Annotated in this window: 15 protein-coding genes; 8 read left to right on the top strand and 7 right to left on the bottom strand. The window is 51.9% G+C overall.

The window, feature by feature from the left end:
* Positions 1 to 241: 241 nt before the first annotated feature.
* Positions 242 to 496 carry a hypothetical protein gene (locus NT239_07380; protein ID XGA72630.1) on the top strand — a complete coding sequence of 85 codons (255 nt, stop codon included), beginning with the start codon at positions 242 to 244 and terminating at the stop codon, positions 494 to 496.
* A gap of 283 nt (positions 497 to 779) precedes the next feature.
* Positions 780 to 1,580, top strand: coding sequence for a hypothetical protein (locus NT239_07375; GenBank protein XGA72629.1), 801 nt, complete (start codon positions 780 to 782; stop codon positions 1,578 to 1,580).
* 94 nt (positions 1,581 to 1,674) lie between these two features.
* Here NT239_07375 and NT239_07370 read toward each other — a convergent pair whose 3' ends face one another.
* Positions 1,675 to 2,295, bottom strand: coding sequence for a hypothetical protein (locus NT239_07370; protein ID XGA72628.1), 621 nt, complete (start codon positions 2,293 to 2,295; stop codon positions 1,675 to 1,677).
* A gap of 162 nt (positions 2,296 to 2,457) precedes the next feature.
* Here NT239_07370 and NT239_07365 point away from each other — a divergent pair, with 162 nt between their 5' ends.
* The 5 genes from NT239_07365 (at position 2,458) to NT239_07345 (ending at position 5,464) form a co-directional block, all read left to right on the top strand.
* Complete coding sequence (locus tag NT239_07365) at positions 2,458 to 2,967, top strand: SRPBCC family protein (GenBank protein ID XGA72627.1); 510 nt, start codon at positions 2,458 to 2,460, stop codon at positions 2,965 to 2,967.
* Between the two features lie 150 nt (positions 2,968 to 3,117).
* Positions 3,118 to 3,453 (top strand): YkgJ family cysteine cluster protein, encoded by a 336-nt coding sequence (locus NT239_07360; GenBank protein XGA72626.1) that lies wholly within the window; start codon positions 3,118 to 3,120, stop codon positions 3,451 to 3,453.
* A 3-nt stretch (positions 3,454 to 3,456) separates the two neighbouring features.
* Positions 3,457 to 4,350 carry a histone deacetylase gene (locus tag NT239_07355; GenBank protein XGA72625.1) on the top strand — a complete coding sequence of 298 codons (894 nt, stop codon included), beginning with the start codon at positions 3,457 to 3,459 and terminating at the stop codon, positions 4,348 to 4,350.
* A gap of 2 nt (positions 4,351 to 4,352) precedes the next feature.
* Positions 4,353 to 4,691: a 4a-hydroxytetrahydrobiopterin dehydratase gene (locus NT239_07350; GenBank protein XGA72624.1), complete on the top strand. Its 339-nt coding sequence runs from the start codon at positions 4,353 to 4,355 to the stop codon at positions 4,689 to 4,691.
* Between the two features lie 65 nt (positions 4,692 to 4,756).
* Entirely contained in the window at positions 4,757 to 5,464 is a 708-nt protein-coding gene (locus NT239_07345) for a transporter substrate-binding domain-containing protein (GenBank protein ID XGA72623.1), read from the top strand.
* A gap of 33 nt (positions 5,465 to 5,497) precedes the next feature.
* On the opposite strand, the gene NT239_07340 is transcribed toward NT239_07345, so the two are convergent.
* From NT239_07340 to NT239_07330, 3 genes are all read right to left on the bottom strand, one after another.
* Positions 5,498 to 5,878 (bottom strand): aspartate 1-decarboxylase, encoded by a 381-nt coding sequence (locus NT239_07340; protein ID XGA72622.1) that lies wholly within the window; start codon positions 5,876 to 5,878, stop codon positions 5,498 to 5,500.
* A gap of 75 nt (positions 5,879 to 5,953) precedes the next feature.
* Complete coding sequence (locus NT239_07335) at positions 5,954 to 6,538, bottom strand: hypothetical protein (protein XGA72621.1); 585 nt, start codon at positions 6,536 to 6,538, stop codon at positions 5,954 to 5,956.
* Positions 6,539 to 6,620: 82 nt separating this feature from the next.
* The gene (locus NT239_07330; GenBank protein XGA72620.1) at positions 6,621 to 8,477 is read right to left on the bottom strand and encodes an RNB domain-containing ribonuclease; all 1,857 of its coding nucleotides are present in this window, start codon (positions 8,475 to 8,477) and stop codon (positions 6,621 to 6,623) included.
* Between the two features lie 220 nt (positions 8,478 to 8,697).
* Here NT239_07330 and NT239_07325 point away from each other — a divergent pair, with 220 nt between their 5' ends.
* On the top strand, positions 8,698 to 11,532 hold the full coding sequence (locus NT239_07325; protein XGA72619.1) for an AAA family ATPase: 2,835 nt from the start codon (positions 8,698 to 8,700) through the stop codon (positions 11,530 to 11,532).
* A gap of 87 nt (positions 11,533 to 11,619) precedes the next feature.
* Here NT239_07325 and prfA read toward each other — a convergent pair whose 3' ends face one another.
* From prfA to NT239_07310, 3 genes are all read right to left on the bottom strand, one after another.
* Positions 11,620 to 12,699, bottom strand: coding sequence for a peptide chain release factor 1 (prfA, locus tag NT239_07320; protein XGA72618.1), 1,080 nt, complete (start codon positions 12,697 to 12,699; stop codon positions 11,620 to 11,622).
* 87 nt (positions 12,700 to 12,786) lie between these two features.
* A complete protein-coding gene (hemA, locus tag NT239_07315) occupies positions 12,787 to 14,040 on the bottom strand; it encodes a glutamyl-tRNA reductase (GenBank protein XGA72617.1) in 1,254 nt (417 codons plus the stop codon).
* Positions 14,041 to 14,197: 157 nt separating this feature from the next.
* A complete protein-coding gene (locus tag NT239_07310; protein ID XGA72616.1) occupies positions 14,198 to 15,502 on the bottom strand; it encodes an NAD(P)/FAD-dependent oxidoreductase in 1,305 nt (434 codons plus the stop codon).
* Positions 15,503 to 15,535 lie beyond the last annotated feature (33 nt).

The raw sequence follows: 15,535 nt of genomic DNA, 5'->3' as shown, positions 1-15,535 counted from the left end.
AGGCGACCTCCTCCTCCTCAAGTTTTGCTAGGCAAATGCCCTTGCTGCAGACGAGCGCAAGGCCGCTAGCGCTCTCCATTACGGAAAAACAGCGTATTAATTTGCTGTCCGAGATTTGTAGCCCTCAACAAGCAGACCAGGGCATTATCGATAGCGGTCAAACTGTAACCCCTCGCGCTGTATCTACAGCCACAACTCCGCAACTGTTACGCTAGCAGCCAGATTAATTGAGGAGAAAATCATGAAGTTTATTGCTTTACGCGTACGCAATGCCTTGGTGATGCATGGCTATGCGGCTGATCACAGCGAGATAATTGAGACCATTGAGGGCGAGCCGTTCGTGGAGAAGTTGATCGCGCTGGAACGCATTCAGTCGATTAGCGAGCAGTATGTGTTGGTTACTTCGTCGCATGGGCGGCAATTGTATTGGGAGTACGAAGGCGATTTGGCGATGGTCAAGGCTCGCTTTGCGGCGGCGGGTTTGTTGATTGATTAGGGGGTATTTGCTTTAAATTTATTTTAAATATGGCTTGTTGGCTTATACATGGTAAAGGATTTGCTTCATGGGTGAAGTCGATCTCTGCTTGGCGATGGTTTTCTATCAATTTTATAATTTATTGGTAAGTATATAATTATGCATGCGTAATAAATGGTAAGATTTTGCTTGGGAAATGGGTGCTGACGTTGGCTACTCTGCCATGCGGTTGATGGGCTTGCTAGCTTGTTACGTTAGCAAATGTACGCATCCTAAAGGTCATTTAGCTGATAGGGAGTCATCAATGACGAAGCAAATTTGGGGGATGTTCGGCGCTTGTGCCATTGTGGCATCGAATATGGCATTGGCGGTGGATAATACCGAGCTGGCTAAACAGTTGGCTAACCCGGTTGCGGCTTTGATTAGTGTGCCTTTTCAGGCTAATTACGATCAAAATATCGGCCCACTGAAAGAGGGTGAGCGCCTGACCATGAATATTCAACCCGTGGTCCCCATCGATATCGCGGACGAGTGGAATATGATTTCCCGCACGATTGTGCCGGTGGTGAATCAAGACGAAATCTTCCCTGGTGCTGGCGAGCAATTTGGTTTGGGCGATACGGTGCAAAGCCTGTTTTTTTCACCCAAAGCGGCAACAGAAAGTGGTTGGATTTGGGGGGCTGGGCCGGTTTTATTATTGCCAACAGCCACTGATGAGCTAACCGGGGCAGATCAATGGGCGGCAGGTCCTACTGCCGTGGCTTTGAAACAGTCAGGCCCCTTGACATATGGCATGCTGGCGAATCACTTATGGTCTTTTGCTGGAGATGATCAGCGTGCCGACATTAATATGACGCTGATTCAACCATTCTTTAGTTATACCACGCCGAAGGCGACCACCTTTACCTTGCAGGCCGAAGCCAGTCGCAATTGGGACAGTGATGAATGGTCGGTTCCCATTGGACTGACGGTTGGGCAGCTCTTTAATGCGGGTGGGCAGTTAATGCAGGTGACGGCGGGGCCGCGCTATTACGCCGAAAGCTTTGATAATGGGCCTTCGGGCTGGAGCTTTAGAATGGCGCTGACTTTGTTGTTTCCAAAGTAACTGTCATTTCCACCGCGCTGAACACGGTGCCCTGCGAATTTCAAAGCGGGATAAACGCTTGCAGGGCACGCTGCTCAATGTACCGATCACATAGCTAGTGATTCGACTGCTGATGCGTGCTGATAGCGGATTCTGGCTTGCGCATCGCCTTGACCATCTCGCCTGCACCATTGCCCCAGCGGGAAATGACTTTAATGGCTTGTTGGAAGGGGAGGTCAACTGGATGCACGCGATGGCTTTCCAGAACATAAACTGCGCCAGCAAATGGCGTCGGTATTGATGGAATAAAGACGGTCGATAAACTATTTTCCAATTCCTCAATTAAAAAGCCCGGAACCATTCCATCGTCCATTGAGATCATCGCGGGTTGCCAACTTTCTTCTGTTTCACGTCCCGCCATCCTTTGCGTCAAACTGCGTAGCAGGGCATATCCGGGCAAGCGGGCAAACAAACGCTTTTCAATTCGATCCCGAGCCGCTCGGCCAGCCGTGGTGCGGATGGCAAACCCCACAAATAGACACAATGCGAGCAAAAGTAGCAGTGCGATTAATTGCTCCGCGGGGAGCCAATTGGGCAGCAGTAGCGCAATTGGCTTAACTAGACCAACTAGAGATCCTACCGCTTTAATGACAAGCAGAATGGCCAGATACGCAGGTGCGATGACGAGTACCCCTGCGATGAGGGTACTGAGTAGTGAGTGACGTTGAGTTTTCATTTTTTTGCCCCCAAGTTTGATATCCAAATGGTACACGTCATGCTAGGGAAATTGAAATGAAAGAATTGCCTTGTTTTTCAAAGTTGAGGGCTGCTGATTTTAATTGCACTCAAAGGAATGACTGCTACAAAGAGGGCTAGCTTTATCGTGATGGGGTAGACGATGTATACAAATTGTGACGCTTTAAAGCCTGAATTAGATTTGCAATTTATCCGCGATGTACCCTTGCCGCCAGAGTTGATCTGGGCTGCATGGACAACGCCTGAGCATATTGTGCATTGGTTTACGCCGGCGCCATGGCGCACGACGAAGTGCCAGATTGATTTGCGCATTGGTGGCGCTTTCCTCACCGAGATGCAAGGCCCAGAGCCGGAACAGCATTTTTCAGGCGTGGGGTGTTATTTGGAGCTAATCCCCAATCGGCGTTTGGTTTGGACCAATGCGTTATTGCCGGGCTTTCGGCCCAACCCATCGTTTGCCGATAGTAGCTGCGGCGATTTTCCGTTTACAGCCAGCATTGAGCTTGAGCCGATTGCAACAGGCTCCCGCTATACCGCGACTGTGCAACATCGTGATGCAGCTGGGCGAGCGCAGCATGCGGCGATGGGCTTTGAAGAGGGTTGGGGTAAGGCCTTGCAGCAGTTGATAGACTATATGCAATCACAAGCCTAATAGGGTGTATGCAGGATTGCTATTCAAGATGAACTTTGCAGGCTGATACATCTGGTGTGTTTTACCTGCTATCTACGATTGGCGACAGGGCAATGCATTGTGGCGGGTTTTTGATTAAACTCGCCCGCTTCTGATACAAAATTATTCATCATGAGTCACCCCTGTTTAAGTTGTGGCGCCTGCTGTGCGCATTACCGTGTGTCGTTTTATTTTGGTGAAAGCGATGCAACCGAGGGCGGTACGGTGCCAGATGACCTCGTCGAGCCGATTAGCCCGTTTTATGTGGCGATGCGCGGCACCAATCAGCCTAATCCGCGCTGTACCTCATTGGTGGGTACGGTGGGGCAAAGCGCTTGCTGCGGCATTTATGAGCTGCGCTCTAGCTCGTGTAAAGAGCTGCAAGCAGCGGACGAGCGCTGCAATAAAGCGCGCGCCAAATATGGTTTGCCACCGCTGAGCAAGGCTGATTTGGTCGGTTTTGAATAGCGCATGAAGATTTTTCGTTCCGACCAATATCCGTTGCCCTTACCGGCAGGGCATCGTTTTCCTGCGCACAAATACCCTATGCTGTATCGGTCTGTAGCTCAATTTGCTTTTGATCTAATTGAAGATACCCCATTGGCAACTGATGCCGAATTGGCAATGGCGCATACGGCAGAATATATCGCCCAGCAAAGCGAAGGGCGCTTAAGCGCGGCGGAGCAGCGCGTGATTGGACTGCCTTGGTCGCCAGCCTTAGTGCTCCGCTCGCGTGCCTCAACGGGGGCGACGATTGCGGCCTGTCGCGCCGCTGTGCGCGAGGGTTGTGGCGTGAGCTTGGCGGGTGGCACACACCATGCCTTTGCTGATCACGGCAGTGGCTTTTGCGTGTTTAACGATAGCGCCGTGGCGCTGAAATTATTGCGCACCGAAGGGCTCATCGAGCGCGCTTTGGTGATTGATCTGGATGTACATCAAGGTAATGGCACCGCCGCGATGCTGGCCAATGAGACAAGTCTATTTACCTTTTCGATGCATGGCGCGAATAACTTTCCATTTGATAAACAGCTAAGCGATTGGGATATTGAGCTGCCCGATGCTTGCGATGATGCAAGTTACTTGACCGAATTGGCGGGGGCTTTGCCGCAACTATTTGCGCTGTCGCAGCCTGACTTGGTGATTTATTTGGCAGGGGCCGATGCCTATGCGGGTGATCGTTTAGGAAAACTGAATCTGACCATGGCGGGGCTGCTGGCGCGCGATGAGCTGGTGTTCGAGCACTGCCTACGTTTTGGCGTACCAGTGGCGGTGACCATGGGCGGCGGCTATGCTGAACCGATTGAAGATACCGTAGCGATTCAAACCGCTACCGTGCAAGCAGCAGTAAAACGCTTTGGAGCATGAAAATGGAAAACCATGAATTAGCGCAAAAATGTGAAGCCTGCCGCGCCGGTGCACCGCAAGTAAGTGATGAAGAGCTAGCCGAACTCATCCGAGCTATCCCCGATTGGACCCCTGTCGTGGTTGATGGCGTGTTGCAATTGCAGCGCGTGTACGAATTTAGCAATTTTGCCCTAGCCTGGGCCATGTGTGATCGCGTCGCAGCATTAGCTGAAGAAGCAGGTCATCATCCTGCCTTGCTGCTGGAATGGGGGCGACTGCAAGTCAATTGGTGGTCGCATAAAATTCGCGGTTTACATCGGCTGGATTTTGAATTGGCAGCGCGCACCGATGCGCTGCGCTAAACCGAATATCTGATTCTTATTTGATTGCTTTCGCACTCTTCTAGGCTGTAAGCAAAGGAGGGCGCATGATGATTAAACCCTTGCTCAGTGTTGTGGTGTGTTTGCTCAGCGTCACGGTTGTGGCTGACACACTGAAAGTGGTCACCGGCCCAGACTACCCACCCTATACCGACCCAAAGTTACCCAATGGTGGACTTGTGACGGAATTAGTGAGTAAAACGCTGCAACGCGCCGGGTGGAATTTGGCGTTGTCGTGGCGCCCTTGGGCCAATGGTTATCAAGCAACGCTGGCGGGTGAGTTCGCGGCCACTTTTCCGTATATCCGCACCGCCGAGCGCGAAAAAGTGTTTTTGTTTTCTGAGCCGCTGTTTGAAATTAAAGCGTATGTTTTTGCTTTGCCCGAGCGAAATTTTGATGGTGCACAGCCAAAAACGCTAACAGGAAGCCGCTATTGCATGCCTTTGGGTTGGGCTTTACTGCCTATCTTTGCCCGGATGCAAAAGAATAAAGAAATTACCATTGTTAGCCCCAATGATATGAGCTCGTGCATGAAGCTGATTGCGCTGAAGAAAGTCGATTTTACGGTGACCGATTTGGTGCAAGGTGAGGAGGCTACCCATCAATTAGCCGCCGAATTACCTAAGCCTATCGCATTGGGTGGCGTGGTGGATCGGCAAACTTTGCATTTATTAATGCCGATTCATGCCGCAGGCAGCAGCGAGCGAATGGCACGCTTCAATCAGGCTTTGCATGCACAACAAAAAACCCGCTAACTAAGCGGGTTTTTTAACGGTATTCAGTTTGGATTACAGTTCTTGTGTGGCGATCGCGTTGCTGCTGTGTGTGATGCGATTATTGCTGTCGACATACACCAAAGAAGGTTTGTGATTTTTCAGCTCTTCTTCGTTGTAATCAGCGAAGGTCGCTATGATCAGCAAATCGCCCACTTGCGCATGACGGGCGGCAGAGCCGTTCACCGAAATAATGCCAGAACCACGCTGGCCTTTGATGGCATACGTTGAGAAACGCGCGCCATTATTGATATTCCAAATATCAATCGCTTCGTATTCACGAATATTGGCTGCTTCAAGCAAATTTTCGTCGATGGCGCAGGAGCCTTCGTAGTGCAACTCAGCATGCGTAGCCGTTACACGATGTAATTTTGATTTGAGCATATTTCTTTGCATGGTGTTCTCCCGCGCGGGGCCAGACCCAAAGGCGCGATTATAAAACTTTGAATTAAAAAGCCAAGTCTAAATTGATTAATTGATCCGATAGATCAAACAACCATCGAGCAAATATTCACCCTCTTTCACTCGCGCATCAGGTGCAATCCGGTCAAAATCAAAGCGCTGGCCATCTAAAATCAGCCAAGCCGGAATTGGTTTTTCCTGAAAGCGCCCCAGCGTTTCTTCGGCGCGAACAATGTCTTTTGGCTGAAAGCCGCTTACCGGTGGGCGCATTTGGGCAATCGCAGCGGCGTCTTCGCGTGCATCACGCTCTTCGGGTAAAGGGAAAGGGCGAACCTGAGCCTGTGGTGCTGTTTCTCTGGCTTGAGGCGGTAGGTTGCGTAAATACAAGCTAAACAAGAAACGGGGCAGGACAACGCGCTTGACCTGTTTTTGCGAATTGATCACACACGCAACGCCAAAATCGCTGCCGCAAGAATGGCAATGCGCTTTGGCGGCAATCGCAATATGGTCTTCAACCAAACGTGCCACGCCATGCATATCTTTGGCGTGCAGCATCGTGCCACAAGACACGCAGGGCTTGGAAAATTGCTTGATCTCTTGGCCATTGGCAAATTTAATCGGCAGAAATTCATTCAGGCGGCGGTTAGGCTGCATTGTGGCTTTTCCTTCTACTCATGCTGCTCTGCGGCGCAGAGCACAGGGTTGGCTGCGTTGCCAACCCGATTGGCGTGCATTATTAAATCGTGGCGATTCGCGCTTCGACTGTGAGCTCAAGGTAATCAACCTTAATTAACTGCAGTGAGACGGTCATGCCGGAGGGAAGTTCAGGCAAACCGCCCACGCGCAAGACCAGAGGCATTCCGTCTACACGAACCAGATTTTCTTTAATCACCTGCGCAGTAAATTCACGCATATTTTCTTGTTCTAGATAACGGATGCACCAATAGCGCTCCATTTTGTCCTGAAAATCTGCATAAGCGGCGTAAGCGGCGTCAAAAGACGAAATCGCGGTAAAAAGCTCGGCGTCGTTTTTCTGATAGCGCGGTTTTTCATTGCGAATCATCGCGACTAATTGTTGCTGGTTGATGAAGTCGACCGCGCGGCGCAGCGGCGAGCTAGACCACATATAGCAATCGACGCCCAAACCGGCGTGCGCCGTTGCTTGGGTAGATAGTTTTACGCGGCCACCACCTTGCGAGCGGTAAATGCCAGCAATTTGCGCGTCGCGCAAATTCGCGCCCCACAGGCTGTTGACCAGAATCATTAGCTCTGCGACCAGTTTATCCATCGGTGCACCGCGTTTGCGCGGCACGATGCGCACGCGCTCAGGCTGGCCATCCTCACGATCAATATAAAAACTGTAATCCAGCCGCACTGGGCCAGGCTGATCCGCCTTGCCACGCCGCCCTTCGAGTGCGCCAGCCAAATGCCACAGGAAAGTCAGCTCGCTCTTCCACGCGTAATCTGGCCCGTCTTGGCCGACCGTTTCTTCATTAAAAAACGGCTCGATATCGTGGTGGCGTAGATTGGCCACGACCGGCACGCGCTCGATCAGCGAGTGGTGGCTCAGTACATCGTAGCCCGGTGAGACTTCCAAATACATTGATAGCGCAGGGCGCGCCGCGCCTTCCTGTAGTGTGAATACCTCAACCGCATCGTCCGGCAGCATCGTGATTTTGTCGCCGGGGAAATACACGGTCGACAAGCGATCGAGTACGACTTGATCGAGTGTCGAGCCCGGCAAAATGCCGAGCACTGGCGCGGCAATGTGGATGCCGACTTGCCAGTTGCCGTTGGCGAGTTTTTTCAAGCTGAAGGCGTCGTCAATTTCGGTCGTCGTTGCGTCGTCAATCGAGAATGCTTGCACGTCGGCAAGCGGCAGATCTTCAGGCGCAAAGACCGCTTCAGTCGCAGGAAAGCCGCGACCTTTCGGGAAATGCTCGGCCAAAAAGCCATCGAGATGATATTGCGCGATATCGGGAATCGCACCGACTTTTTCCAACAGGCGCAGCGTCGACATTTGCGCGCTCTCGGCCGCTTGCGCCAGCGCTTTGTATTCAAGGCTATTTTTATCTGGGCGATGTATTAGTCTGGCGATCTTGTCCTGCAAAGCTTGCGGCAAGATACCCGCCAAAAGATCGGCTTCCCACGCGGCCATTTGTTCGGCTTCGCGCGCTTTGCGCTCTAGGCCGGCGATCGCCGCTTTCAGGTTTTCCTCCGGTGCGGCTTTATAGCGGCCTTTGCCTTTGCGATAGAAATACATCGGCGCGCCGTGCAATGCGATGGCGGCGGCGGCTTGTTGGGTTTGGTTTGGATTGGCGCCAAAGTATTCGGCGGCGATTTCGGCAAAGCCAAATTCGTCTTGACCGCAACATTCCCACAGGAAGTTGACGTCAACTTCAGCGGCTAGGCTTTGAGCGGTTTTGTAAAAATCGTCGAGGCTGATGCGATCAAAGCGCAACAAGACGTTGGCAGATTTAATTTTGCTGCGTTTGCCGCGCGCGTCTTCAACTTGCATGCTGGCTGCTTGCTCGTCATTGATGCTGGCGACTTTAAAGCTACCATCTTCTTCGTAAAAAACATTCATCGCCATCGATTAACCGCTATGCCAAGACCAAAACCGCCAATTATATCAAAGGACTTTGTCCTCTGCCCTCGTTTGTTGCTGTGTCGCGTTGAGCTAGTTTTTGGTGTGAAAATAGAAATCTGATATCAAATCAGCCACAATCGTACAAATTTATTGAGAACCCCTTATTTTGCCTTCCGTGTCGCAGTCGATTGTCGCTCCAATTGAAGCTTTGCCAGAGACCGAAATGCAGCCTTTGCTGGATCGAAGAGCTGTCGGCAATGAGTTGCGCTTTGCTTTGGCGGAAACGGCGGCTGGTGGTTGTAAGCTCACTGTTTTGCTTGGTGAAGCGGGTTCAGGCAAGACCCAATTGGCGCAAGACTTGCTGCCATTGGTACGTCAGCGCGGCGGTATGCTGATTGAAAGCCGTGTCGAGTCGCTCAATTGGAGCCAGCCGCTTGATAGTTTGCTGCTGGGATTAAGCCAACTTAGCCTGCCCCTGAGTAAACAAGTTGGCAATCCGAGTTTAACTGGGCAGGAGTGTTTTCTGGATCTGGCGCGGCGCTTGGGTTTGATGGAGCAAGGCCCGCAAGAGATGGATTTATCTCAGGCTTTAAAGCTGCATCTGTTGGTGGGAGAGTTGTTGGCTTATGCGAGCGAGCAGTTTAGGCCTTTGGTTTGGATTGTCGATGACCTTGATTTACTGGATCAAGATGCCTTGGCGGTGCTCGATTATGTAATTGAACATCGACTTAGCCCTTATTTGATGTTGCTGCTGTGCGTTCGCGACGAGCATCATCCTTCCTTGCAACGCTGGCAACAGCTTAGCCTATGCCAAACCTTGCGCTTGTCGCCATTTAGCGTACGCGATACCGTCGCCTGGTTGATTGAAGAGCAGAATTTAAATCCGCGACTGGCCGCTGAAATAGCGCCATTTTTACAGCAAACATGCCAAGGCAATTTGCAGCTTTGCCGCTTTTTACTCGATAGCTTGGCTGCGCACGATTTACTGGGGGTAGTGCCTGAATCCCAGTGGAACCAACGTGTACAGCAAATCGCGCTGCAACTACGCACCCCAGAAGCAGAATCTTTTTTTCGCGATAAATTGCTGGCCCTCACTGAGACTGGGTTAGAAATATTACAAAGTGCCAGCCTGATTGGTTTGGAGTTTGACGCTCGGCTACTGCACGATTATTTACCGCTGCCTGCGGTACAAGAGCATCTGGAGTTGGCGCGCCAATACAACCTGATTGAGATGATTACTGCGGAGTTGTGGCGTTTTGTGCATCCTAATTTATTGCGCCTTGCGGCGCAGACATTAGATGCCCATAGCGAGGCCGAATTAAATGCGCGGCTCGCGAAGCGGATGATGCAGTGGCCCAATTTTGCTTTAGCGGCCTTACGCCATGCCCAGCGCGCCGGAGATATTTTTACCCTGCCCGAGCGGGTGCAATTTGCCGATCAGTCTTTGCTGATTGCCGAACAAATGTCGCAGCAAGGCAGCCCGCTGTTAGCTGGGCAAATTCTCGATCAGCTACTTGCGGTAATTGGCGACGCGCTGTGGTCTGAGTATCCCGAGTTAAGTGAGCGCATTATCGAGGCCTGGTGCGCCACACTGCAAGAAGCTGAACAATTGGCTGAGTTACAAGCCTTGCAGCGTTGCGTACCCGAACATGCTAGCCCACGTGTTATGTATCTGTTGGCGGCAACGCATATGCGTTTGGCTTTGCTCGGCCATGATTATCAACGGGCATTTTTGGCCGCCGAAGTGGCGCTGAATATTTTACATGTGCCGATGACAATGGCTGGTGATCGATGGCAGATTGCGACTTTATTTCTGGAGTGGCAGGGAGTGCGCCTATTTAAAAAAGCGCCCGTCCACGATTGTCAGTTAGAGCACATTAATGCCGCGCAGGAAGTGCTGTCCAATTTGTTTGGGCCCTGTTTCTTTTCGCGGCCCCAAATGCTGGTGGCGATTACCCTCAAGCAATTGGCGCTAGGGCATCGCCATGGTTTAAGCCCTAGTGCAGCGTGTACCTTTATTTGCGCGGCGTTGATTTACAGCAGTTTGGGGATGAAAACCCGCGCATGGAAATATGCTGCGCGTTCGCAGTACATTTCGCTGCAACAAAAAAATGACAAACAGCGCCATCGCGCTCCGATTCTAGATTTTGGTTTTGTGCAGCCGTGGTACAGCAATTTGCAGCAATTGCTGCCAGATATCTGGCGTTGGCAGCAAAATGCCTATGCGCAGGGGGATTTTGAATATGCAGGTTATGCTGGGATGTTTTATCTTGGTCATTCGGTGTTAAATGGCAGCCCATTAACGCATTTAGACAAAGAAGCGGCGAAAATTGAAGAGGATTTGCGCCATACGCATCAGCAGCATTTATTGCCCTTGTCAGGTACTTTCCGCCAATTTCTTCATCAGGCTACCAACAGCTCTGCAGACCAATTACCATGGCAAGGCACTGGCCAGTATTTTAGTGAAGACACCCTTGCTGACTTAGTCGAACGGAGTGATGCGTTTAGCTTATTTAACCATGCCTTATGCCAAGCCTATTCCGCGACGATGTGTTATGCGCCTGATGTGGCGATAGATTTTATTTCACAGGCTCAAGAGCATGCCAGTGCGGTTAAAGGATCGGTGATTGCCGCGCTGTTTGAATTCTTGTCGGCGCTCAATCACTGCGTCTTGCCACAAAAGCGCCACTGGTGGGGGCGTCGAAAAATTCGTCAGACTATCGAGCGCTATAGCGTTTGGGCGGCAGATAATCCCAGTCTATTTGGCTGTAAGTGTGCGCTGTTACAGGCCGAAGCTGCGAATGCCGAACAACAATTTGAAGTGGCGCAGCACTATTATTTGCAAGCCATTGAGATGGCTCGCCACCAACAGCATCATCATGAGTATGGGATGGCGGCTTTGTATTACGCGCGCTTTTTGCTGAGGGCCTCACAATTTCATCATGCAAGGCAAATGCTACGCTTAGCAATTGAGCAATATGAGGCATGGGGTGCGCTGGGTTATGTGGCCTACTTACGGCGCGAATATGGTGAGTTTTTAAATAAGGTAAAGGGCTAAGACCTATACCCAGATACGAGACGGCGCTGGGTATAGGTTGCTAGGTCAATTTAGTAATGGATTGTAGGTTAATACTTGAGATAGGTATTAGGCGTCGCCCAATTGTGCCAGCAACTCAGTCTGATGCTCGTTGATCAGTGATTGCGTCAATTCGGTCAAGTCGCCGTCCATAATGTAATCGAGCTTATATAGCGTTAAATTAATGCGGTGATCGGTCATCCGACCTTGCGGGTAATTGTAGGTGCGAATCCGTTCGCTACGATCGCCCGAACCAATCAGCGATTTACGTTCTGCCGCTTCTTTGGCTTGAATCTCGCGCATTTGCACGTCTTTAATCCGTGCCGATAATACCGCTAAGGCGCGCGCCTTGTTTTTGTGCTGCGATCGATCGTCCTGACATTCAACGACGATACCGCTTGGAATGTGCGTCACCCGCACCGCCGAATCGGTTTTATTAATGTGCTGACCACCCGCGCCACTGGCACGGAAGGTGTCGATGCGTAGGTCAGCTGGGTTGATATTAATTTCTTCCAGCTCGTCCGCTTCTGGCATCACCGCAACGGTACACGCTGAGGTGTGAATCCGCCCTTGCGTTTCGGTTGCTGGTACGCGCTGCACGCGATGGCCGCCCGATTCGAATTTGAGGCGCGAGTAGGCGCCAAAGCCGGCGATACGCGCGATGATTTCTTTGTAACCACCCAAATCGGATTCACTGGCCGACATAATCTCAACTTGCCAGCGATTGCGTTCAGCGTAGCGGCTATACATACGGAATAAATCGGCTGCAAATAGCGCTGACTCATCGCCGCCAGTACCCGCGCGGATTTCCAAGAAAATATTGCGCTCGTCGTTCGGGTCTTTCGGTAGTAGGGCTTTTTGTAGGTCTAAATCGAGCTCTTCGATGCGCGCTTTGCCCGATTTGATTTCTTCTTCGGCCATTTCTTTCATGTCCGGGTCAGACAGCATCTCTTGCGCGGCTTCGATATCGGCGTTGATGCGGTTAAATTCGTGCCACAGATCAACGACGGGGGTTAGTTCGCTGTGTTCGCGGTTCAGTTTGCGATATTGATCCATATCGCGCGTTGCTTCTTCCGAAGCGAGCAGACCGCCGACTTCCTCAAGGCGGTCAGCTAATTGCGCCAATTTGGCGAGAATAGATGGTTTCATGGTTTTTCCATTTCATGCCCATGCCTATGGGCCGTCAAATAATAGGGGAATTGTGCTGCTAGCGGGGGTATCAGCGCGCAAGCGCCGCTAATGAATGTCTTGCAGGCGATACAGGCGACGAACAAGGCCAACCAAGGCTTCTTGCTCATCGGCGGGGGCGCTATTGAGTGCCGCGAGGGGCGCGTGCAGGAATTTATTGCTCATTTGCTGTGCAAGTTGCTCGATTACCAAGAGCGGATCTTCGCCATTGGCGAGTTTTTTCTGCGCTTTTTGCACTTCGCCACGCGCGATACGGTCGGCGTGATCACGTAAATCGCGGATCGTTGGCACCATGGCGCGGCTGGCGAGCCAGGTATTGAATTCTTTGACTTTGTCGTTCACCATCGCCTCAGCGCTGGTCACTTCGGCGCTGCGCGAAGCCATTCCTTCTTGCACGACTTGGGCTAAATCATCGACGGTGTATAAATACGCGTCGGGCAAGAGGCCAACTTCGCTCTCAACATCGCGCGGTACGGCCAAATCAACGATAAACATCGGCCGGCGGCGGCGCTGCTTGATTGCGCGCTCGATCATGCCCTTGCCAACAATCGGCAAGGGCGCTGCGGTCGAGGTGACGACGACGTCAAATTCATGAATGCGTTCGGGTAAATCGCTGAGCAAAATCGCCTCGCCACCGAGTTCATGGGCGAGGGCCTGACCGCGCTCCAAAGTGCGGTTGGCGACGACCATTTTACAGGGCGATTGCGCGGCAAAATGTGTCGCGCATAGCTCGATCATTTCGCCCGCGCCGATAAATAGTACTTTGCATTCAGCGATCGTCGGAAAAATGCGCTCGGCCAAACGCACCGAAGCGGCGGCCATTGACACCGACGCCGCGCCAATTTTAGTTTGCGTACGTACGTCTTTGGCGGTTGAAAACGCGCGTTGGAAAACGGCGTTGAGCAAAGTGCCCATCGTGCCCGCCTCGCGCGCTGCGCGTTCGGCGTCTTTGAGCTGGCCGAGAATTTGCGTCTCACCGACGACCATGGAATCAAGGCCACAGGCGACACGATAAGCGTGGCGTGCGGCTTCGCTGCCTTGATAGGTATACAGGTGAGGGGTAATACTATGAACGTCTTGCTGGCGATTGTTTGCCAGCCAATACTTGATGGTGTCTAAATCGCGCGCGTGACAATACAGCTCGGTGCGATTACAGGTGCTGACAATCGCCGCTTCAAAAACACCTTTGAGCGCCACCAATTCGGATAGCGCCTCGTTCATCTCGTCCGGATTAAAGGCAAGCCGCTCCCGCACTGCGACCGGCGCAGTTTGGTAGTTAAGCCCTAAAACGACAAGATTCATAGAATGGATTCAGTGCAGTTTCACCGCTAGGCGGTAGCAAAACTGAGCAAATTTTAAGCAAAAGAGCGCTATTTTAACCTGAAATCAAGCCTTTGGGATGAATGTCGCGGCAGTGAAGCCGCGACTACCTCTAATGGCTTAGCCGCTGGGCTGATCACTAATGGAGTTTCAGCGTTGGGCGGCCCACGCGACGCAATTTATCACCTATCCACAACAAAACCGCCAATACCCAGCCATGGACCGCAGCTTGATGTAGCCGATACAGCGAGGCGTAAATCAGCTTAGCACCGCGTCCTTCTACATAATAATTGCGTTTTGGGCCAACGACGGCGGCCAAGCTGCCGACCGCAGTGTGCTTCCCGAGTGACACCATCATCCCTTGTGGCTTAAACACAAACGGAGTGATGGCCTTGCCGTTTAAGCGCTTGATCAGCGCCTCGGCCAGCCAGCTGGCTTGCTGGTGCGCCACTTGCGCGGTGGCGGATAATTGTGGCCGGCCTTCTCCATCGGGCGCCGCGGCGCAATCGCCAATCGCAAAAATATTGGGGTCAGTTTGGGTTTGCAGGCACGTGGTGACTTCAATTTGGTTATTGCGATTGGTGCTTAAACCTAGGTTCGCTAACCAGTCTGGCGCTTTTACCCCCGCGGCCCAGACGCGAATTGCGGCGTTGATTTGTTGACCGTCGGCGAGTTGAAAGCCAGTCTCGCTCACCGCGGCCACCCGCGCGTTACACGCAACCATAATGCCACGCTGGACTAATTCTTCCGTCGCATAGTGCGATAGCGATTCGGGCGCGCCCGATAGAATGCGTGGCGCACCTTCGATAATCGTGATTTCGAGTTGGGCTGGATTGAGATTGGCACCGTAGTTATGCATTTCACGAATTGTGTGATCGATTTCGGCCGCTAACTCAACACCCGTGGCGCCTCCGCCAACAATACCAATGGTCAATTTACTTGCCCCATGGCCGCTGGTGCCAACGGCAAATGATAGATCCAAAATCCGCCGGCGCAGTTTTTCGGCATCGTTCGGCGTATTTAAAAACATGCAATGCTTTTGCGCACCGGGCGTACCAAAATCATTGGCGATCGCGCCCAGTGCCAGCACCAAGGTGTCGTAAGCGATATCACGCTCGCCAGTTAAAATGTCGCCATTGGCATCACACACGCTCGCTAGTTGAATGGTTTTTCGTTCGCGATCAAGGCCTTTCATCCAGCCAAATTCAAATTGGTAGCCGTTGCGATAAGCGTGGCCAAAGTAATTGACCTCATCTTCGCCGGTATTGAGCGCGCCGGTTGCTACTTCATGCAGGAGCGGTTTCCAGATATGCGTGGGCGAGCCGTCGACCAGAATAATATGAGCGTGTTTTTTGCAGCCTAATTCACGCCCAAGTTTGGTTGCCAATTCCAAACCACCAGCACCGCCGCCGACAATCACGATTCTGTGCAGCTTTTGACTCATTCTGCGTTACCTTTTGGGTGATGGAATCCGCTC

It is taken from the genome of Chitinibacter sp. SCUT-21, from assembly GCA_041874755.1.
In the GTDB taxonomy this organism is placed as follows: Bacteria; Pseudomonadota; Gammaproteobacteria; order Burkholderiales; family Chitinibacteraceae; genus Chitinibacter.
Note: the sequence above shows the minus strand (reverse complement) of the source record. Positions and strands in the feature narration are given on the sequence as shown.